Origin of the sequence: Nonlabens sp. Asnod3-H03 (assembly GCF_045063665.1) — a bacterium.
GTDB lineage: Bacteria > Bacteroidota > Bacteroidia > Flavobacteriales > Flavobacteriaceae > Nonlabens > Nonlabens ulvanivorans.
Genome location: NZ_JBEFOD010000008.1, coordinates 1,889,162 through 1,909,613 on the forward strand (window position 1 = coordinate 1,889,162; position 20,452 = coordinate 1,909,613).

Consider the following 20,452-nt stretch of genomic DNA (forward strand, 5'->3'; position numbering starts at 1 on the left):
AGTTTAAAACTTTTCAATAATTCGAGACGTAAGTTGCTACCACCTTTTACAACTACTTTCTTGTAATTATTCAATGTGATCAAATGAACTATATACAACATATCGAAAACGAAATTTCTGAGTTGAGAAATCAACTGCAACAACATCAACTCTATAACCATCTGTCTGATATGGATGATGTTAGAGCTTTTATGGAGAATCATGTATTTGCTGTTTGGGATTTTATGTCATTATTGAAATCATTACAGGTTCAACTTACCAATGTTTCTACGCCTTGGACACCTGCTCAAAATCCTACTCTAGCACGATTTATTAATGAGATAGTACATGGTGAAGAAAGTGATATTAATGAACTAGGTGAAGCTAAAAGTCATTTTGAGATGTATCTAGATGCGATGAAACAGGTTGGTGCAGATACTACCACGATTAAAGAGTTTATAGATTCTATTCAATCTGGTACATCTATAGAATCATCCTTAAAAATGGCTCAAATCGATGATAAAGTATTTGAATTTGTAAAATTTACATTTGACATTATTAACACTGGTAAAGTGCACTTAATTGCATCTGCTTTCACTTTTGGAAGAGAAGATGTTATACCTGATATGTTTATTGAAATCCTTAAAAGTGCCGATGTAAATAATAATAAATTTAATAAACTACGCTATTACCTAGAAAGACATATCGAATTAGATGGTGATGAACATGGCCCTTTATCATTATTAATGATAAAGGAATTATGCGGTACAGATAAGTCTAAATGGGAAGAAACCTTAACTGTGGCAAAGCTCGCATTAGAAAAAAGAATACTGTTATGGGATGCGATTAACGATCAGATAAAACTAAATAAAACACAAGTAGCATTTAGTCACTAAAAGCTTTTTCCTAGTTCAGATCGCCATCTTAAAATAATGGGACGACTTTGAAAAGGGTTTAGTTTTTTTAAGTTAGCATTTACATTAAAATCTATAATATTACCGCTTTCATCTATCTTTATAACGGTAGGCACATAACCTATACTTAGATTTTCTAAAATATTTCTAGCTTCTCTGGGACTGGTGCTTAAATGAGATCCTGCAATTTGAGAATTTAAAAAAACATCCTTAAAAACTGCCTTAACTCGATCAGTCCCTAGACCGATAGTAATAAAACGGGCATCTTCATCTCGATGTTGTAAATAAAATTGATTCCACTTTAGGAAGTTGTTATCAATATACTCATCTTCTGGCGCATATATTAGTATATAAGCTGGCTTACCTTTAGCCTTCTCTAGCACAATGGGTTTATCATAAAAATCAGTCGTTTCAGGAAAAGGAAAGGGATCTCCCAGCGTTAACCTATTTCTTTTATTATAGATATCCTTTACAGATCGGTAATGAGAAGGTGAATTAGAAAATCTGTTGACTAACCGCATGTAATCCTCGCTAAGAGAATTTCTTTTATAAATCTGATCAGCCCAAGTAGATATTAAACTAAATTTAAGAACCCGTGAATCAATATCTTTTACTGCATCTTTCATACTATCATAATCCTGCAGCGAATTAATTTTTAGATAATGGTAAGCCAGGCTTAATTTTAAATAATCTCTATAATTAAAATGATCTTCTTGATTGTCATAATCCATTTCAGGAAAATCAGATATGTCTAGTGATGTAAAATCTAAGTCTTCATTACGTAGTACATCATGAAAAACGTAGTGGTAATTGATATAATACTTCCAATATTTCTTTTCATCCTTTATAAAAGAATCTGTAAGCCCTAAGGATCCTGCTATGGATAGCATACTGTCCTTCTTCTGTTCTAATAACAACTTTGCCTGTACTCTATTTGACTTTTGAAAAGAGGCATCTGTTTCTAATTCTTGTAATAATCGAACTCTATCTAAAATATAATTGTTTTTAATAGCTCCTACCTCACCTGCATAATAGAAACTATACTCATCAAAATCCTGACCTAATACAATGGTAAAAGTATCTTCCTCTTCTAGATGTAACTGGACTTTATGATTCAGCCAGTTTAAATATTGAAAACTTTTATAGGGTATATAGCCATTTTCCATAGCCTCTAGAGAGATACCATCATAATCTAATCCTGGTTGTCCTACCCAGACAAATTCGTTAACAGTAAGTGTATCTGTATACTCAAAGGTTAAGTTTACAGGAACTTTCTTTTGAGATTGAGCTATTAAAAAGCAAAAACATGTAAAAAGCAGTATGAGATATCTCATTATTTAAGATTTTTTAAAATAAAATCAATGGTTGGATCAATGACAGGCTCTAATTGCAGGGATAGGGATTTATATTTTGATGGTATGGCTAGTCCTTGATTCAACAACTCATTAACTACTGGAGCATACTCTAGTGAGCATTTTCCCATCATCAAATGATCTAGTGAGTTTCCACCTTTGTACAGATCATATATTTTCTTAAGACCCGATAAGTATAAGGCATCTTTAGTAAAACCACCACCACGATGCACGCGTAAGGTGATATTAAAAGCTTTTTCTTTATGTAACTTATATTGATTATGTATAAGGTCAAAGGTATCTGCAAAAGAGTAACCTTTGGTAAGAGAATCTACCGCAATCACTCGATATGCTAGTTCACGTAATCGAGTCATAGTGAGATTACCACTTAAATATTCTGACATGACCGCAAGCCCTTCTTGAGTTTCTACATTATTAGGAAAACCGTTACTAAACACTTTCAGCGGTTGTTCCAGTGCATTAAATGTTGTGACAAGGTGTACTCCTATTTCATGATGACCTAATAATTCAAGATCGTGATGCGAAAATTTTTGATTTTTCTTGAGATATAAGCTTTGCTCGTTGTTAGAAACCATAGCAGCAGCGCTCATCGCTGTACTAGTTTTTATGGAAAAATCAAATCCGTATTGGTCTCTGAAGTTTTTAAAATATTCAATCGCATCCTCAGTAGATAACGTTTTTTCAAATAAGGCCTTTTCAGAAACAGGCACCTGATGATGCAAGATAAACTTTGCATTATCTACCATCTTTTCTGTAGGCGTTCCAAAGAATCTTAGACTATTAAAATAAAATTTGTTTCCTGGCTCTTTAATCGTCTCAATGCATTGTACAAGACCACTATATGTGTATATAATATCTTTATACAAACTTTGAATTTGATCATTTTCAATACGTTCTAATCGTTGAGAGAAGAATAGTCTATGAAGTTTATAAGGTTTAAATTTTACCTTACGATACTTAAAATCAGGTTGGTAATTAAATTTTTCTTTAAAGAAGTTCTTACGCTCTTGAGCGATATTTAAGGGATTAATGTAGGCCAGCAGCTCTATATTACGTACTAATCTATGAACGTTAGCATCTATATCATAGATGGCAGCTTGATTAAGCTTTTCTTCTTTAAACGATACGTTCATGTCTTTCATAAAATCTATGCGCGTGCGCTTGTATATAGTATTTAAATTGATCTTTTACTGCGTGGACCACATCGGGATATATCACACCTGTTTCTTCATCACAATATACTTTAGCAATTTCAGTAGCTAGAACCAGTGTATTCAATGAGTTAGACGTAACGTATTTTAAAAAATATCCATTTCCTTGAAAAACATCATTGATACCACAACTAACCTCTTGCTCAATGGGTAATTCTATTTTATCTAATATATCCTTCCATTGCTGTATGTCATGCACAAACCGTTCTTGATCTATATTTTTAGTTCCTAAGTTGAACACAGGTACCTTACGATCCCATCTTTTCCAGTTATAGGAGTGTACGTCATAAAAAACGGTAGACCCAAACATTTCTTCTAGTTTTACTATCAAAGACAGTACCACTCTATAAAAATTATTATGTCTTAATATAGCTTGATCTTTCTGCTTTCGCGAAAGCGGTTTTCTCCATAACTCTTTGCCCCAAGCACTGTCATAAACAGCCTCTAACGGGTCTCTATTTAAGTCATATTCAAATCTAGAATCGTGAGCTATGAGCGTAATGGGCAATCCAGAAATCATGTCACCAGTACAAGGATCTTCTTCATACCAGCGGTCATATTCTGTATGCAAACAATCCTTCCATAGTTCTTTTTTAAAGTGATGTCCATCATGCACTGCAGCGCAAACGAAGGGCACATACTTATCTATTTTGATAGAAAAAGAATAATCACTAGCAACAGCATGAAATCGTTCTTCTCGCTCGATTTTCATGAGCATTTCAGTGATACTTAATTTAAGCATTGCGTATAGAGCTTTTTAATTTATCTCTTCTCTCTGAAGCCAGTATTTTTTCTCCGACTACTTCTTCAAAAAAGTCTACAACTTTACATTGAAGTTTTACTTTAGAAACTTTATTAATATAGGTAATACCACCTGGTGACATTACATTTACCTCTACTAACATACCGTTAATAACATCTATACCAACAAAATAAAGTCCATCCTTAACAAGTTTACGGCCTATTTTATTACATAAATTCTTTTCTGCTTTAGTTAATTGATGTCGTTGAAAAGTACCACCAGCGCTAATGTTTGAGCGATGATCTTCGTCTCCAGGCACACGCTTAACAGCTCCTATAGGCTTACCATTAAGTAATAAAATACGTGTATCTCCTTGATCTGCTCCTTCTATATAATCTTGAAGAATGACATAATTAGTGGTGCCATCTTTATTATCTATATAAAAATCTAGCAAAGAGTTTACATTATGCATTGCATTTTTCTCGATCATAATAACGCCACTACCACCGAAACCATTTAGAGGTTTCATAATCATACGTTCTTTAGGATTGTCTTTTATAACACTTTTTAGGTACTCTTTGTTTTTTGAAACATGTGTTGCTGGAATAATCTCATTATTAGGATCTTCAAAACAAGCTGTATATAATTTGTTATTTGCTTCTCTTAGTCCTTCTATATCGTTAACAATAAACACGTCATCCTTAACAGAGTCTAAAAAGTTTAAGGCTATCGGATCTAACGGTGGATTTGCTCTCATCATTATAATATCAAAGCCTGCGAGAGGTAACATTTTTTCTTTAAGCTCTACTTGCTTATAAAAAGACTTAAATTGTGCAGGCACCTTATCCATCTTCTTAATAACACTAGAAAAAGCATATGCAATACTGTCTCTAATGGTAAGATTAGCAGGTGTGGCAACGGCTACTTTATGGCCACGCTTTACACATTCATGAATTATTGCTAGTGTAGAATCGTGTTCTGGTTGTATCTCGTCCCACGGATACATAATGAAACAAATATTCATGTTTTAATTTTTAGTTGGTAGTGTTTAAAACTAAGAAGAAAATCTGATAGTAACCAGAGTAGTAATAGAATAATAAGGCTTTTTTAACAGCAGTATCTAAGCTTAAAAAAACCTATAGCTTAATTACCGGTAACGATGATATTGTCAACATAGAAAAATTCATCTCCAGACCAGTTTTGAAACCTTACCCTGATGACTAGAGTAGATCCACTTAAACCTGTTTGGGTTACGGTATCATCTGGGAAGAAAGGTGCACTTCCTGCTCCACCACTAACATAATAAGGTATTAATGTGTGATGAGTAGTACCATTACCATTAAAATCGGTAATGGTCACAAATGCGCCGCCATCGATGGAATATGATACATCTATATAATCGTTAACCGTATTAGTATCATCAGTGCTATGTAAAGATGGATTATATTCTAACTCACCTGTTCCACTTAAATCAATGCTAAACGATATATTAGAGTAACCACTAATGTTAATGGATTGAGTATCTAGTTCAATAGGTCCATTAGTATCGTTAATTTCCAATACACCTGATTGTGTCTCTACATAATCTGACGATGCTAGTGAGCCGTATATATCATTTAAAGTCCATTTAGAAACTGACGCAGGATAATCTCCTGAATCTCCAGAACCATTGATTCCAGTACCAGAAGAATAACTTTCAAAATCCTCTGAGTATAATATAATAGGATCTAAATTAAGACAGTTTATTTTTTGCCAGACGTCTTGTAAACCATCATAAACCTCAAGACATCGAACGCCACTGGTATAAGACACAAAAACGATGGTTCCTTCAGATTGAAGTGTAGTTGTAATTAGACCTCTCTGAGATTCTGTCACAAGAGGTATAGACAGTCCACCATATCCTACGGTATTCTGACCATAAATATCTAGAGCCGCTGCTGCATTAGGCAAATCAGTATTAATACCAACTTGTGCAGCGGATATCATAGGTAGAATAAGAAAGAGTAGAATTAAATATTTCATGATATTATGGATTTCCATAGATTTCTACATTATCGATTACCCATAACTCGTTAGCATTATCATTGAATAAAACTATGCCTACAACTAAATTTGCTGTAGATGGCAGTCCTGTTATTTCAATGGTAGAATAACCCATTGAACCATTTGGTGTTGTCACGCTTGTTGCTGTATTATTACCATCATATACATGGCTGTAAGAACCTGTTGCAGAGAAATCGTAACGTCTATTTCCACTACCCGTTATTTCTAATTCATAAGAATAAGTTGCCCCATTATCATCACTTATATATATATCGACATAATCGCCTCCATCTAATCCATTCCCGGTAGAATTGACTGAAAATGCTGCTAATCTAAATGTTAAAGTGGCATCTGTATATCCCGAACTATCAACAGGACCAAAATCTAAGTCAGCATCTCCATTTATTACACCATAGCTTCTAGCATCTATAAATGTAGGAGTATTAGGACTAGTTCCATTGGTAGTTCTAATTACTCCAGGTGTATTAACAGTATAATTTAAAGTCGGTGTTGCTGCTGTTACTTCAAAATCTTGAATACCTAACAATACAGGACTTAATGGCACCTCATCATCTACTATAGTAAATGTAGTAGATGCATTGGTACCTATAACGGCACTTATTCCACCAGATATGTTTTGTAAATCAAGTACGATTGTTTCGTTACCTTCAGAAATGAGATCATTTGTAATGAAGAAATCTATTTGTTGTGAAGCACTCGTATTAGCAGGAAATGTTATTGTGATAGGAAAAGCTAGTGCTGTTCCTATAGTATCCGTGTCATAATCAACTCCATTAGTTGCTGTAGATGATGCATTAAGAGCTACCTCAACTGTGGTAGCTGTTGTCATAGATGGATTATTGATATTGATATTAATAGAACCTACTAATCCGTTTTCTACTTCTGAATAGGTGATAGAATCAAAAACAACTTCAGTAGCACTATCATCATCTATAAAAGTTACTGAATGCGAACCTACCGTACCTATAATTGGGTTAATTCCGCCACTAGGGTTTTGAAAATCTAACTGTAATATTTCATCTACAGCGTTATTATCATCTGCATAAGCGTATACATCAAAACTAGCAGTTGTTGCTCCTGCAGGAATGGTTATGGTGAAAGGAAAAGCAGTGACCGCTACACTGTTATTATCGATATCATAATCTGTACCTAAGACACCGACGGTACTGGCAGCATTTATATTCACTTCAACAGTTGTTGCAACTGTCGGACTAGGATTGAGAACATTTATATTGATTGTCCTCACATCATCTTCTGGAATAGTACTAGAAGCTATAGCAAACTCTATTTCTGTCTGTTTGAATTCTATTTCTCTATAAGGACTTAAAACTTCAATACCTGGACTAGCTCCACTACTTGCTCGAGGAGTTACTCCTACCGCAACATAAAAATTACCATCTGCGATAGTGGTCAAATAAGTAGCTGCGGTTGCTCCTGAAATAGCGATAACATTAGTTCCAGTTGCATCGTCTGCACGATACCATTGATAAGAAGTTCCAGATTCTGTATCATTCTCACCATCGGTGTAAGTGTAGCTACTCGTTAATGTTTCATCTACTTCTAATGTACCTGTAAAATCTACAAGTGATACCTCTGGCAATTCATTCATACAATACCAATCCATCCATTGACTACGTGTGCCATCATAAACCTGCAAACAACGATTGTTTCCATCGCTCAGGTAAATCATTAAACCATCTGGTATTGGTGCTGTTATAGTTGCTCTTTGAGCGAGAGTAAGCGTCGGTAATTTTAATCCACCATAAACTCCTGGGCTGATTTCAGAACGTACATCTAATATTGCTGCAGAGTCAGGTGTTTCCGTACCTATACCTACCTGCGAATAGGCGTAATTAAATGCAAATAAGCACAATAGGAATATACGTAAAACTTTCATAGATAGGTGCTTTAGTGTTTTAAAAGTACCTATTTAGTTTCAGTTCATTGTTATTTTGGCTTTAACAAATCGGTGAAATACCTAAATTTTTATTAACATAACGTTAAGAAGTTACATCGTCTAGGTTATCATCCCAATTCTCTACATGTGGTTTACCGAATTTCCCAAGAGATTTTGCAACAATAGAGGCTACTGTCGCATCTCCAGTCACATTAACTGTAGTTCGCAACATATCTAAAGGTCGATCTACCGCAAAAATTAATGCAAGAGCTACTGGTAATAATTCACTAGGAAAATCAATAGACTCCAGTACAATTACAAGCATCACCATTCCTGCACCAGGAACTGCTGCACTACCTATTGATGCTAATAATGCTGTTAAAATAATAGTCAATTGAGCACTGAAGCTTAAATCTATATCTAAAGCCTGACAAACGAAAACAGCTGCTACAGCTTGATATAAACTGGTACCATCCATGTTGATAGTAGCACCAACTGGTAAAACAAAACTGGATACTTCTTTCTCTACACCCATATGTTCTTCTACACGCTCCATGGTTACTGGTAACGTTGCAGCACTAGAACTAGTTGAAAAAGCTAGTAATTGAGCTGGAGCAATTTTTTGTAGAAACCAAAAAGGTGATTTTTTTACATATAGAGCAAATATCAAACAGTAAATTACAATCATAATAAGCAACCCAGCTACTACAGTAAGTGCATAAAATAAAAGTGCTAGCAATACCTCTGGATCATCTGCACTAACAACTACATTTGCTAGTAATGCAAATACTGCAAATGGAGCAAAAAGCATGATCAAATCAACCATTTTTAAGACAACATCATTTAAACTATCAAAGAAGTTTTTTAGAGGCTCTGCCTTCTTCTCTCCTATTAACAGCATTGATATCCCTAAGAATATCGCGAAGAAAATAACTTGTAGCATTAAACTATTATTAGACATTGCTGCGACTGCATTACTAGGCACCATATCTACTAGCGCTTGTAAAGGACCTGAGTCTTTAGTCTGAGCAGCAGTTGCTAGTTTACCTGCTATATTAGAATTACCTTCATAGGTAGAGCTTAGTTTTGTAATGGTTTCTTTAGAGATACCATCACCAGGTGCAAATAGATTGACTAATCCTAGACCTACTGAAATTGCGATAACGGTTGTACATATATATATTACTATCGTACGCAATCCCATATTACGGAATTTTGCAATGTCTTTTAAATCGGAGATTCCTTTGATTAAGGAAGCTAGAATTAATGGTACCGCAATAAGTTTCAATAAATTAACAAATATGGTCCCAAACGGATTGATCCAGTCACCTACAAATTCTTTTCCCCAATCTACTTGAGTCATAATTAGACCAAAAACGATTCCGAGAACCATTCCTATTAAGATTTGCCAGTGTAGTGCTAGTTTCTTCATGTATTCTTTTAATTCTGTTCGAATATAATATTTTATAATCTTGTAGTTCTTGCTCTTAAAAAATGATCTGCCATAACCAGTGCGGCCATCGCTTCAACGATAGGTACAGCTCGTGGCACCACACAAGGATCGTGTCTACCTTTACCTTGCATCATCACTTTTTCACCAGCTCTATTAATTGTTTCTTGATTTTGAATTAAAGTGGCTACTGGTTTAAAGGCAACTCTAAAATAGATATCCATACCATTAGAAATACCACCTTGAATTCCACCACTTAAATTAGTTTGAGTCGTACCATCTTCATTATATAAATCATTATGATCACTTCCTTTCATTTTAGCGCCACAAAATCCACTTCCATATTCAAATCCTTTCACGGCATTGATGGATAACATTGCTTTGGCAAGGTCTGCATGGAGTTTATCAAACACAGGTTCTCCTAGACCACTTGGCACGTTTTGAATCACACAAGTAATTGTTCCGCCTATAGTATCTCCTGCCTTTCTTACTTGCATTATTTTTTCTTCAAACGCTTTCGCGAAAGCGGAATCAGGACATCTTACTGCATTATTTTCAATCTCATTAAAATCAAGGTCTTGGTATGGTTTATCAATAAATAAATCACCAACACTACTGGTAAAAGCATTAATTTTAAAAGAACTCAATAACTGTTTTGCTATAGCACCAGCCACTACTCTACTAGCAGTTTCTCGAGCACTACTGCGTCCACCACCACGATAATCGCGCACACCGTATTTATCATCATACACTTTATCTGCATGACTAGGTCTATACGTATCCTTAATATGTGAGTAATCTTTAGATTTTTGATTCTCATTAACTATTTGAAAACCTATAGGTGTACCTGTGGTTACACCTTCAAAGATACCAGACATAAACTGTACGGTATCAGATTCTTTGCGCTGAGTTACGATTTTGCTTTGACCTGGTTTACGTCTATCCAGATCTCGTTGAATAGCTTCCATATCTAGTGTTAAACCAGCTGGACAGCCGTCTATAATTCCTCCTATTGCGATACCGTGTGACTCACCATAAGTAGTAAGTTTAAATAAAGTACCAAATGTATTTCCTGCCATATGCGCAAATATAGTCAGACATATTCATAACTTTGAGTTCAAATTCATACAATGAAAAAAACGATACTGCTAACCGCTCTGATTATATTATCAATCGCTTGTGGCTCTCAAAAATCTGGAATGAGTCAAAACGGTAAGAATTCAGAAAAATCTGATGATAAAGAATATCGTGATCGATTTCAAAATGCCAAAGAATTAATAGGAAGAGAAAAGTACTCTAGCGCTATCCTAAACATTGACCATATGACAGCATTACAACTCAATAATGGTGACTATACTCCACAGCGTTACAAAGCAATGATATTGCAAGTAACTGGTGAAAAAGAAGAAGCAAACATCATTTATCAAAGTATTATTAATGCTACTGATGCTAGTGCTAGTGAAAAGAATAAAGCGCGACAATTAATGTTAATTAATAATGAGAAGAAAGCACCGTTACTAAACGAAATAAATCGGCTAAAAGACTCTACTGAATTTAAAAATGCAATTAAGGTAATTGAAGTTCCTCCTATGTTTCCTGGTTGCGAAACTTTACCACAAGAAACATGGAACAAATGTATGTCTCGCGGTGTTGCAAAACATATCGTACGTACTATAGATGTGGATATTGCCCAAGTGACTTCTAATACTGGATTTATAAGATCATATGTTAATTATGAAATTGACACTACTGGACATATTAGTAAGATTAGGGCTACTGGTAAAAATAAGTTTTTAAATCTAGAAGCTCATCGAGTTATGGCGCAGTTACCACAGGTAACACCTGGATACACAAATGGAGAAAAAACTGTTGTATCTTATACTATTCCTATACGATTTACTGTTGATTAATAAAAAAATTAGTTTTTAAACGATTAATTAAGCCTGTTCGTCTTAATCATAATTGCTTAAAGTTGAATCTCTAGTAAAGCCTTCAAAAAATGATATCTTTATCCCATAAATAAATAACATGAAAAAAATAATATTCTTTATAGCTGTATTCTCAAGTATTACTCTTACAGCTCAAGTCCAAGAGGCTAAAGATGTATCGTATGCAGTAATTGAAAAAGCACCTACTTATCCTGGTTGCGATAATGGTGACAAGGAATGTTTCCAGGCTAAATTACAAGAAGCAATTACTAAGAACTTTAATAGTAAAATTACTTCTAGTTTACTGAGTAAACAACAAGTTGTTGTTCAATTTACTATTACTACAGATGGTGATTTTACAGATGTAAAAGTTAAAGCTCTTAATGATGATATTAAAGAAGAAGTTGTAAGGATTTTTTCCTTATTACCTAAAGTGACTCCAGGAACTATGAAAGGTGAATCTAAAGCAGTTACATATACATTACCTCTTATCGTAGAGCCTGCAAAAAAGAAGATATCTAATACTCTTATAGCTCCTTCTCAACCACAAAATAATTAAAAAATGTTCAAGAAGATTGCTTTGATTTGTATTGCTAGTGTTGCCGTCATTTCCTGTACAGAAAGTGATGATACTGGACGCAGCAATGATAACTTTAGTTATCTACCACTAGCAACCAATAATACATGGACTTATGATGTTGCTACTGGAACTGATAGTTCTAGTGATGAACTGACGGTAAGTTCTGTTTCAGGTTCAAATTATACACTAACTGCAAATCCTGCAGTTCCTGCTGGGCTAATGACTGGTGTACTTTCAAGTGGTGAATTAACTGCTGTAAATGGGCAATTAATCGGTAACGGAACTATCGGTTTTGATTTTCAAGGTGTTGGTGATTTCTCTATTGATATCGTAGACGGTATATTATATGATCAAAACGCTAATAATAATGAAGAGCTTTACACAACTTCTGGTACGTTTACAGAAACGGTAGATGGGTATGATTTAGATATTAATTATGAAGTTTCTACAGTTCAACTAGCAGATCAATCTAGTATTGCAGTTCCTGCAGGAACGTTTACAGATTTACTACATTCACAACTTATTATTAATGTAAACATCACTACTGATATTGCTATAGGTCCTATTTCACAGACGATTACTTTATTAGCCGCTCAAGATGTCATGGTAGTAGATAATTACTGGGCACAAGATGTAGGACTAGTAAAGTCTGATAATCAATTAGACTATATGCTTGAAGATTTTTCTTCATTAGGTGTTAATCTACCTGTACCACAAAGTGCAAGTGTTTTAACCACTCAAGATTTGACTCTTTACACTGTAAACTAAGTTCAACTTATTATCATATATAAAAGTCCTTTTCAAAAAATGAAAAGGACTTTTTTTATGCTTTAACAATAGTCTTTATTATACAAGTTTGTACTCTGGATAAGTTTCTTCTAGGTACTGCTCTGCCTTTTTAGGAATTTCAAATTGTATGATATAGCAAGTCATGAGCAATAAAACAAAAACAAAACTGAAGACCGCAATAAATACAGGACTCTTTTCTACAAAATCGACACCACTTAAGTTCAAAATATTGATTCCTTGTATAGGAACAAAAAACAACCACAATCCACTACCATACTGACGTATAATCTCTTCAAACATCCATTTCTTTTCACCACTATTCTTTTTGGCCATATTTATTTTAATATGAATTATGGCATCTACAACATAAGCTATCAAGGATAATGCAAGTAGAATTGTTAATACAGATCTGTCCACAATAGCCAGTTCTATAAGGTAGTATAACCCTACGGTCAAACTTATAAGTAGAATGATTTTGGGCAACTTAAAATACTCCTTTAAATGTTTCCAAATCAACTTAGAATATTTTTTGGATAGCACTTTTTGTCGTTCTTCGACGACTTCCATAAACCCGAACACACCAAATTTCTTAAACTCTATTTGCAGCGCATCTTCAAAGGATAAATGAGGTTTTAATTCCCATTGGTCTTCGATTGCATTTGCAAGATGATCCACAAGCTCTGTTTGTAAATCATAATACTCAACATAGTGCTTTCTAGTAAAAGCATATAAATCTTCTATTTGAGAGTCGTTTAATTTCATTCAAAACTTAGTTTAGGATTAATAATACGTTGCATGTTTGCTAGAAACTCATCTAGTTCTGCAAGCCTGTTAACGGTCTCTTCTTTTCCTGCTGGTGTGATATCATAATACTTGCGTACTCGATTATCTACTTTCTTTGCAGTAACGGTAAGATGTCCTGCCGCTTCCATTTTATGTAATGATGGATACAGCGCTCCTTCTTTTATTTCTAAATCACCTTGCGTTAATTCTTTAACTCGTTGAGTGATTTCATAACCGTACATTTCTCCATTTTCTTCGAGTAACTTGAGAATTATGGTGGTGAGACTTCCTCGATACAATTGTGATGTAGACATACCTAAAGTTCTTATGTAAATATACATAAGATTCTTAAGTAAACAAATAAATCTGTGATTTTACGCTTCCGCGAAAGCGTCATAAAGATTCTAAACGATTCTCACCAGTCCATCTTCATCTATAACATCTAGCGTTACTGTTTGAAGTTCATTCACTAATTCTGGGTTCCAGTAAGTTTTTACCTTTACATAGTTTTCTGTAAACCCTTGAATAAATCCTTCTTTATTCTCTGCTTCCCAAAGAACCGTTTTAGTCTTACCTAACTGGCTTTCATAAAACGCACGACGTTTCTTTACAGATAGTCCACGCAACATCTTTGAACGCTTTGCACGTACTTTTTTAGGCACAACACCTTCCATAGTAGCAGCTTCAGTGTTATCACGCTCAGAATAAGTAAAGACATGTAAATAAGAAATATTCAAATTACTTAAGAAGTTATAGGTATCTAGAAAATGGTCGTCAGTCTCGCCAGGGAAACCTACAATTACGTCCACACCTATACAGCAATCTGGCATGACTTCTTTAATTTTAGTAACTCGATCTACATAAAGTTCGCGATTATAACGACGTTTCATCTTACCCAACAACTCGTTATTACCAGCTTGTAGCGGTATGTGAAAGTGTGGTACAAAAGCATTTGCTCCAGACACAAATTCTATGGTTTCGTTCTTTAAAAGATTAGGTTCTATTGAAGAAATACGCAATCGCTCGATTCCGTTGACTGTGTCAAGTGCGTGAACCAGATCTAGAAAAGTGTGCTCATGTCTTTTATTCCCAAACTCGCCTTTACCATAATCTCCTATGTTCACTCCGGTAAGCACGATCTCTTTAATACCTTGCTCAGATATTAACCGAGCATTTTCCATCACGTTTTCTAGTGTATCACTTCTTGATATACCACGAGCTAATGGAATAGTACAATAAGTACATTTATAATCACAACCATCTTGTACTTTTAGAAAAGCCCGAGTACGATCGCCTATAGAATAAGACCCTACGTAAAAGTCTGCCTCATCAATCTCACAAGAATGAACCTGAGTAGGCTCTTCTTTACTGAGCTGATTAAGATAATCTGTAATTTTAAATTTTTCTGTAGCTCCTAGAACGAGATCTACACCGTCTACAGCTGCTAATTCTTCTGGCTTTAATTGTGCATAGCAACCTACAGCAATAGTAAAAGCATCTTCATTAACTTGTTGTGCTTTCTTAACGATAGATTTAAAACGCTTATCTGCATTTTCTGTAACACTACAGGTATTGATTACATAGATATCTGCACGTTTTTCAAAATCAACGCGCTCAAATCCTTCTTGCTCAAAACTACGAGCAATAGTACTGGTTTCACTAAAGTTGAGTTTACAACCTAGCGTATAAAAAGCAACAGATTTTGTAGCGATTTCTGTAGACATAGAGGTAATTAAATAGGCCGGCAAAGATAAGAAGTATTCGTTAGGTATCTGTTAATACTCTTAGCCTTATTGAGTTGTTGCGATAAATTAATCTTTAAATGCTAACTATCATTTAATCTTAGGTTAATACAGAATCGCTAAGGAAATAATTTCTTTGAACAAACAGAGTAGCCTTGAAAAAAAGACCCGTTAAAATAGTTGTCATATCAGATGTCCATCTAGGCACCTATGGTTGTCATGCAAGAGAGCTTAACGCTTACTTAAAATCCATTAAACCAGAGCAATTAATCCTAAATGGTGATATCATTGACATCTGGCAGTTTAGAAAAAGATATTTCCCGCAGTCGCATTTAAAGGTTTTAAAAACCATTATAAACATGGCCAGTAAAGGAACTGTAGTCACTTATATCACTGGTAATCATGACGAGATGTTGCGCAAATTCTCGCCTACCATTTTAGGGAATATAACCTTAGTGGATAAGCTAGTACTAGAATTGAATCATCAAAAAATATGGATATTTCATGGCGATGTTTTTGACGCATCCATTCAACACAGTAAGTGGCTTGCAAAATTAGGTGGTTGGGGCTATGACCTACTGATTTTAATCAATCAAATGATCAATTGGTTTTTACTTAAAATGGGCAAAGACAGATATTCACTATCTAAAAAGATTAAAAAATCAGTAAAAGGTGCTGTTAAATTCATCACTAATTTTGAAGAAACTGCTACAGATTTAGCTATTGAAAATGGTTACGACGCTGTTATTTGTGGTCACATACATCAACCTCAAAAACGAGTCATCACTAATACAAAAGGAAGCACGTTATACCTTAATAGTGGTGATTGGGTAGAAAATTTAACCGCGTTAGAATATCAAGATAACCAGTGGAATATCATCACTTGCCAGCCAGAAGAACATTCCAAAAATTCTGAAGAAGAAAGTCTACATATCCCAGACGCCGCATCGCTCATTCATTTAGTAACTCAAAATTGATTAAAAAATAAGAGTTAAAGTATATTTACAGCATGATTAAAAATTGCTGTTTTCTATTACTGTCGCTCCTATTCATCAATTGCGGTGATACTAGTATTACTATTGATGAAACAACAGTTTTTAGATATAATGAACATGCAAACATCACTACACTAGATCCTGCATTTGCAAAAGATCAGCGCAATATATGGGCTTGCAATTTAATTTATAATGGTTTAGTAAAACTGGATAAAAACCTCGAGATAGTTCCCGACCTTGCTAGTGAATGGTACATTAGTGAAGATGGACTGGTGTATACTTTTCAACTTAGAGAGGATATTTATTTTCAAGACTTTGACGCTTTCGCGAAAGCGAGACAAGTAACCGCACAGGATTTTAAATATTCCCTAGAACGATTAACAGATCCAGCGGTAGCATCTCCTGGTGCTTGGGTTATGTCTAATGTTGCTGCAATAAATACGATTGATGAGCATCAATTAAGAATTACTTTAAAAAAGCCATTCCCAGCCTTTTTAGGATTACTAACCATGAAGTTTTGCAGCGTGGTACTACCAGAAGCTGTAGAAAAATACGGTAATGAATACCGTTCAAATCCTGTGGGAACTGGACCTTTCTATTTAAAACGATGGGAAGAAAACGTAAAAATGGTACTGCGTAAGAATAACAACTATCACGAAAAAGACAGCACTGGCAAAGCATTACCTTACCTAGAAGCGGTCGCCATCACTTTTAAAAGCGATAAACAAAGTGAATTTCTAGAATATGCTCAAGGGAATCTAGATTTTATAAACGCTATAGATCCTAGTTATAAAGATGAATTGCTGACCACAACTGGAGACTTAAAAGCTAAATACGTTTCCACAACAAATTTGGTAAAAGCTCCATTTCTAAACACAGAATATCTAGGCTTATACCTAGACAGCAGCACACCAGAACTGCAAAGCAAACTGCTTAGACAGGCGATTAATAAAGGATTTGACAGAGAGAAGATGATCAAGTACTTGCGCAACAATATAGGTATTCCTGCAACCAGCGGACTCATTCCTGCCGGATTACCAGCTGGTGGCGTGGTAAAAGGATATGAATATGATATCCATGAAGCACAACGATTAGTACAACAATACATTACGGAAACTGGTGACATTAATCCCGAAATTACGATTACCACTGGTGCTAATTATCTAGATCTGTGTGAATTCATTCAGAAAGAACTTGAAAAAATAGGTGTGAAAACGATTGTAGAAGTTATGCCACCATCTACATTACGTCAAGCCCGTAGCGCTGGAAACCTAGATATCTTCCGCTCGAGCTGGATTGCCGATTATCCCGATGCCGAGAATTATTTATCGCTAGGATATTCTAAAAACTTTTCTCCTAACGGACCTAACTATACGCACTTTAAAAATGAAACTTACGACCAGCTCTACGAGCAAGCACTCACCTTGCCTAACGCTACAGATCGTAAAGAACTCTATATAAAAATGGATTCTATAATTGTTAGTGAAGCTCCTATCGTTCCTCTTTACTATGATGAAAGTGTACGTTTTATCAGCAAGAAAGTCAGTGGTTTAGAAACTAATGCTGTGAATATGTTGGATTTGACGAGAGTTAACAAAACAAATTAAACCTACTCACCACAACCTATCGGACTACCATCCGGTAAACTAGGTAAATTCACCACTTTAAACTTAGTTGGATCTTTAAAATACTGCTCGATTTGAGAATGTAATTCTAGAGCCGTGGCATTTTTAAGCTTTTTCAGTTTCTTGTCGATGGTTAACAATTGATTTCTGATAGCACCTTTAGCCGCGACATTAGTTCGTGAACTAGCATGAGCGTTTATTAATTGCATGACCAGTCGTTCTTGAACGCGCTGCTGAATGGTTTTTTGATAATTTGAATCAGTTTTACTTTCAAAAACTACTTCGGTTATGTTTTCTAATAACTCTTCTAGTCCTAGATTATCTTGCTCTATAGCTTTAATTTGAACCACTCGATTCACACGCTGTGGATGTAGTAAGAAACTCAAAGTCATATCAGCACTACTCGCTGCAGCATGCAATGGGTCAAATGCCACGCCTACTTCACTTTTAAAACTTTCTCTACCACGGTAGTAACCATAAGCACGAGGCGGAAATAATTCTAGTAAATCAGTCGGTATCATTAATTGTTCTACCTTAAGAGTTTTTAAAAGAGCTTTTAAAGCACTCATTTGTTCTTGTTTTGAAAGATATCTCATTTCTACAGTATCACCTTTTGTAGCATAGTTGTATTCCATTCCACCTATCCATTTTGTAGTAGCTTCTACTTGATAACGATGGCCATAATAAACGGGCACAAAAACATCTTCCAGAACACTTAACGGCTCACCTGTTCTGATGTTATCAATACTAAATTGATTCATCGCTACTTGACGTATTTCTAGCATACGCTCTAGTTCTGCTCCAGGTTGACTTCCATTATCCCATAGATGTGCCTGAGCATGTGCGCCACCAGCAGCTCTAGAATCGCTGTCTGATATAAATCTTAAATTTTGAGTAGTAGCATTATCAATAACACCTTTTAAATATTGCTCTTCAGATTGAGTCTTATCTGGGTTTCCATAAGAATATTGAACCGTTAAATCATCCCAAGCGCCCATTCCTGCATCATAAGCATCATCAAGACTTATTTCTCCATCAACTAATTCTAATCTAGGATGTGGATAATCCATCACACTAGCTCTATCACTAGTACTAGCTGCAAAATTATGGGCAAATCCTAGTGTGTGACCTACCTCATGAGCTCCTAATTGCCTGATACGTGCTAGTGCTAGTTCCATCATCTTATCGTGGTTCTCATCATTTTCTTTAAAAGGTTCTTTAAGTAAACCTTGAGCGATCATAAAATCTTGTCTTATTCGCAAACTTCCTAGACTTACATGGCCTTTGATAATTTCGCCAGTTCGTGGATCTGTGATACTCGCTCCATAACTCCATCCACGTGTGCTGCGGTGTACCCATTGAATGACATTATATCTCAAATCCATAGGATCTGCGCCATCGGGTAACATTTTTACTTGGAATGCATTTTTATATCCTGCACTTTCAAAAGCGGTATTCCACCAGCCAGCTCCATCTAATAAGGCACTACGCACTGGTTCTGGTGTACCAGGATCTAGATAATAAATAATAGGCTCTACCACTTCACTAATAGCCGCATCAGGATTTTTCTTCTCTAATCGATGTCTGGTTATAAAACGCTTTTGAATAGGTTCATAAACCGGTGAGCTATAATCCATATAACTCACATAAAAAGAACCACTACGTGGATGAAAAACTCGAGGCTCGTATCCAGCATCTGGTAATTTTACAAAACTATGATGTTGTATAACCGTAATGGACTTTGCATCTGGTGCGACGCTTCTTAGGTTGCGACCAGTCGGTGTTCCTGTAAAAGTGAGCATAGCTTCAAACTCACTATTTTCAGGGAAAGATTTTGTGTTTTCCATCCACAAAGCGCTGCGAGATTTATCTACCTTATAAGAACCTTCTTTGTTTCGTTTGAGTGTTGCGGCTACACCAAATGTATCCTGCATTAAAAACGACGTTATATCAATCGTATAAACACCATCTTTCTGTGATTTTATTTCAAACCCGTATAAAACCGACTGTGCAAATGCTTGATTGATAGAAGCACGCTCATTATCATTATCACTACTCGCTCTGAATTTAAGGTTGGGCTGCATGAGTAGTAATTTATGACCACTTTTCACCCATTTTACGACAACTCCATCACCCAACTTACCTCTATCGAGACCTATGTCATTAGATCCTAGACCAGTACTTAATGAATAAACATATAGAAACTCCTTATCTAAATCTTTGACCTCTAGAAGTATGTTACCTTTATCTTCTGAGTAAGTAAAATTATAGTAGCCTTTAAATTCTTGTTTGGATGATTGTGATTGCGCTTTCGCGAAAGCGGAATAAAACAAAACTAAAGTACTTATAAATAGAATTCTTTTCATGTTCTTGAATTAAA

At 35.2% G+C, this 20,452-nt stretch carries 18 protein-coding genes; 6 read left to right on the forward strand and 12 right to left on the reverse strand.

All coding sequences use genetic code 11. The features are described 5' to 3' along the window. Positions 1-83 precede the first annotated feature (83 nt). Positions 84-875: a DUF3050 domain-containing protein gene (locus ACJJVI_RS11830; RefSeq protein ID WP_405352100.1), complete on the forward strand. Its 792-nt coding sequence runs from the start codon at positions 84-86 to the stop codon at positions 873-875. On the opposite strand, the gene ACJJVI_RS11835 is transcribed toward ACJJVI_RS11830, so the two are convergent. From ACJJVI_RS11835 to aroC, 8 genes are all read right to left on the reverse strand, one after another. Beyond that, positions 872-2,227, reverse strand: a complete 1,356-nt coding sequence (locus ACJJVI_RS11835) for a hypothetical protein (RefSeq protein ID WP_405352102.1) — start codon at positions 2,225-2,227, stop codon at positions 872-874. The two genes, ACJJVI_RS11830 and ACJJVI_RS11835, sit on opposite strands and share 4 nt — an antisense overlap. After that, positions 2,227-3,408 carry a flavohemoglobin expression-modulating QEGLA motif protein gene (locus ACJJVI_RS11840; RefSeq protein ID WP_405352104.1) on the reverse strand — a complete coding sequence of 394 codons (1,182 nt, stop codon included), beginning with the start codon at positions 3,406-3,408 and terminating at the stop codon, positions 2,227-2,229. The genes ACJJVI_RS11835 and ACJJVI_RS11840 overlap by 1 nt, the downstream gene beginning before the upstream one ends. Further along, positions 3,383-4,195, reverse strand: coding sequence for an N-formylglutamate amidohydrolase (locus ACJJVI_RS11845; protein WP_348022510.1), 813 nt, complete (start codon positions 4,193-4,195; stop codon positions 3,383-3,385). The genes ACJJVI_RS11840 and ACJJVI_RS11845 overlap by 26 nt, the downstream gene beginning before the upstream one ends. Before the next feature lie 16 nt (positions 4,196-4,211). Beyond that, the gene (gshB, locus tag ACJJVI_RS11850) at positions 4,212-5,243 is read right to left on the reverse strand and encodes a glutathione synthase (RefSeq protein ID WP_317291247.1); all 1,032 of its coding nucleotides are present in this window, start codon (positions 5,241-5,243) and stop codon (positions 4,212-4,214) included. A 119-nt stretch (positions 5,244-5,362) separates the two neighbouring features. Continuing rightward, entirely contained in the window at positions 5,363-6,241 is an 879-nt protein-coding gene (locus ACJJVI_RS11855) for a hypothetical protein (RefSeq protein ID WP_405352108.1), read from the reverse strand. Positions 6,242-6,245: 4 nt separating this feature from the next. Next, the gene (locus ACJJVI_RS11860; protein WP_405352110.1) at positions 6,246-8,180 is read right to left on the reverse strand and encodes a hypothetical protein; all 1,935 of its coding nucleotides are present in this window, start codon (positions 8,178-8,180) and stop codon (positions 6,246-6,248) included. A gap of 103 nt (positions 8,181-8,283) precedes the next feature. Continuing rightward, entirely contained in the window at positions 8,284-9,612 is a 1,329-nt protein-coding gene (locus tag ACJJVI_RS11865; RefSeq protein WP_036580708.1) for a dicarboxylate/amino acid:cation symporter, read from the reverse strand. A 32-nt stretch (positions 9,613-9,644) separates the two neighbouring features. Further along, entirely contained in the window at positions 9,645-10,709 is a 1,065-nt protein-coding gene (gene aroC / locus ACJJVI_RS11870) for a chorismate synthase (protein ID WP_042272178.1), read from the reverse strand. Between the two features lie 51 nt (positions 10,710-10,760). Here aroC and ACJJVI_RS11875 point away from each other — a divergent pair, with 51 nt between their 5' ends. From ACJJVI_RS11875 to ACJJVI_RS11885, 3 genes are all read left to right on the forward strand, one after another. Continuing rightward, positions 10,761-11,540 carry a hypothetical protein gene (locus tag ACJJVI_RS11875; protein WP_042272176.1) on the forward strand — a complete coding sequence of 260 codons (780 nt, stop codon included), beginning with the start codon at positions 10,761-10,763 and terminating at the stop codon, positions 11,538-11,540. A 118-nt stretch (positions 11,541-11,658) separates the two neighbouring features. Beyond that, entirely contained in the window at positions 11,659-12,117 is a 459-nt protein-coding gene (locus ACJJVI_RS11880) for a hypothetical protein (protein WP_042272174.1), read from the forward strand. A 3-nt stretch (positions 12,118-12,120) separates the two neighbouring features. Then, positions 12,121-12,906, forward strand: a complete 786-nt coding sequence (locus tag ACJJVI_RS11885) for a chorismate synthase (protein ID WP_405352113.1) — start codon at positions 12,121-12,123, stop codon at positions 12,904-12,906. Between the two features lie 78 nt (positions 12,907-12,984). Here the strand turns inward: ACJJVI_RS11885 and ACJJVI_RS11890 are convergent, their stop codons facing one another. The 3 genes from ACJJVI_RS11890 to mtaB all read right to left on the reverse strand — a co-directional run bounded on the left by ACJJVI_RS11890 (position 12,985) and on the right by mtaB (position 15,434). After that, the gene (locus ACJJVI_RS11890) at positions 12,985-13,689 is read right to left on the reverse strand and encodes a hypothetical protein (RefSeq protein WP_405352115.1); all 705 of its coding nucleotides are present in this window, start codon (positions 13,687-13,689) and stop codon (positions 12,985-12,987) included. After that, positions 13,686-14,024: a PadR family transcriptional regulator gene (locus ACJJVI_RS11895; protein ID WP_042272165.1), complete on the reverse strand. Its 339-nt coding sequence runs from the start codon at positions 14,022-14,024 to the stop codon at positions 13,686-13,688. Before ACJJVI_RS11895 ends, ACJJVI_RS11890 begins: the two co-directional genes overlap by 4 nt. A gap of 90 nt (positions 14,025-14,114) precedes the next feature. Next, on the reverse strand, positions 14,115-15,434 hold the full coding sequence (mtaB, locus tag ACJJVI_RS11900) for a tRNA (N(6)-L-threonylcarbamoyladenosine(37)-C(2))-methylthiotransferase MtaB (protein ID WP_036580723.1): 1,320 nt from the start codon (positions 15,432-15,434) through the stop codon (positions 14,115-14,117). Between the two features lie 173 nt (positions 15,435-15,607). Between mtaB and ACJJVI_RS11905 the strand changes: the two genes are divergently transcribed. Together ACJJVI_RS11905 and ACJJVI_RS11910 are read left to right on the forward strand one after the other, a co-directional pair. Then, positions 15,608-16,429, forward strand: coding sequence for a UDP-2,3-diacylglucosamine diphosphatase (locus ACJJVI_RS11905; RefSeq protein WP_042272162.1), 822 nt, complete (start codon positions 15,608-15,610; stop codon positions 16,427-16,429). Between the two features lie 32 nt (positions 16,430-16,461). Next, entirely contained in the window at positions 16,462-18,054 is a 1,593-nt protein-coding gene (locus ACJJVI_RS11910) for an ABC transporter substrate-binding protein (protein ID WP_405352117.1), read from the forward strand. Positions 18,055-18,056: 2 nt separating this feature from the next. Here the strand turns inward: ACJJVI_RS11910 and ACJJVI_RS11915 are convergent, their stop codons facing one another. After that, positions 18,057-20,438 carry a zinc-dependent metalloprotease gene (locus ACJJVI_RS11915; RefSeq protein ID WP_405352119.1) on the reverse strand — a complete coding sequence of 794 codons (2,382 nt, stop codon included), beginning with the start codon at positions 20,436-20,438 and terminating at the stop codon, positions 18,057-18,059. Positions 20,439-20,452 lie beyond the last annotated feature (14 nt).

Excerpts from the sequence above, each read along its gene's own strand:
- ACJJVI_RS11915 (WP_405352119.1), bottom strand. The coding sequence starts at position 20,438 with ATGAAAAGAATTCTATTTATAAGTACTTTAGTTTTGTTTTATTCCGCT.
- ACJJVI_RS11835 (WP_405352102.1), bottom strand. The coding sequence starts at position 2,227 with ATGAGATATCTCATACTGCTTTTTACATGTTTTTGCTTTTTAATAGCT.
- ACJJVI_RS11830 (WP_405352100.1), top strand. The coding sequence starts at position 84 with ATGAACTATATACAACATATCGAAAACGAAATTTCTGAGTTGAGAAAT.
- ACJJVI_RS11910 (WP_405352117.1), top strand. The coding sequence starts at position 16,462 with ATGATTAAAAATTGCTGTTTTCTATTACTGTCGCTCCTATTCATCAAT.
- ACJJVI_RS11885 (WP_405352113.1), top strand. The coding sequence starts at position 12,121 with ATGTTCAAGAAGATTGCTTTGATTTGTATTGCTAGTGTTGCCGTCATT.
- mtaB (WP_036580723.1), bottom strand. The coding sequence starts at position 15,434 with ATGTCTACAGAAATCGCTACAAAATCTGTTGCTTTTTATACGCTAGGT.
- ACJJVI_RS11865 (WP_036580708.1), bottom strand. The coding sequence starts at position 9,612 with ATGAAGAAACTAGCACTACACTGGCAAATCTTAATAGGAATGGTTCTC.
- ACJJVI_RS11875 (WP_042272176.1), top strand. The coding sequence starts at position 10,761 with ATGAAAAAAACGATACTGCTAACCGCTCTGATTATATTATCAATCGCT.
- ACJJVI_RS11880 (WP_042272174.1), top strand. The coding sequence starts at position 11,659 with ATGAAAAAAATAATATTCTTTATAGCTGTATTCTCAAGTATTACTCTT.
- ACJJVI_RS11895 (WP_042272165.1), bottom strand. The coding sequence starts at position 14,024 with ATGTCTACATCACAATTGTATCGAGGAAGTCTCACCACCATAATTCTC.
- ACJJVI_RS11845 (WP_348022510.1), bottom strand. The coding sequence starts at position 4,195 with ATGCTCATGAAAATCGAGCGAGAAGAACGATTTCATGCTGTTGCTAGT.
- ACJJVI_RS11840 (WP_405352104.1), bottom strand. The coding sequence starts at position 3,408 with ATGAAAGACATGAACGTATCGTTTAAAGAAGAAAAGCTTAATCAAGCT.
- ACJJVI_RS11890 (WP_405352115.1), bottom strand. The coding sequence starts at position 13,689 with ATGAAATTAAACGACTCTCAAATAGAAGATTTATATGCTTTTACTAGA.
- aroC (WP_042272178.1), bottom strand. The coding sequence starts at position 10,709 with ATGGCAGGAAATACATTTGGTACTTTATTTAAACTTACTACTTATGGT.
- ACJJVI_RS11860 (WP_405352110.1), bottom strand. The coding sequence starts at position 8,180 with ATGAAAGTTTTACGTATATTCCTATTGTGCTTATTTGCATTTAATTAC.
- gshB (WP_317291247.1), bottom strand. The coding sequence starts at position 5,243 with ATGAATATTTGTTTCATTATGTATCCGTGGGACGAGATACAACCAGAA.
- ACJJVI_RS11855 (WP_405352108.1), bottom strand. The coding sequence starts at position 6,241 with ATGAAATATTTAATTCTACTCTTTCTTATTCTACCTATGATATCCGCT.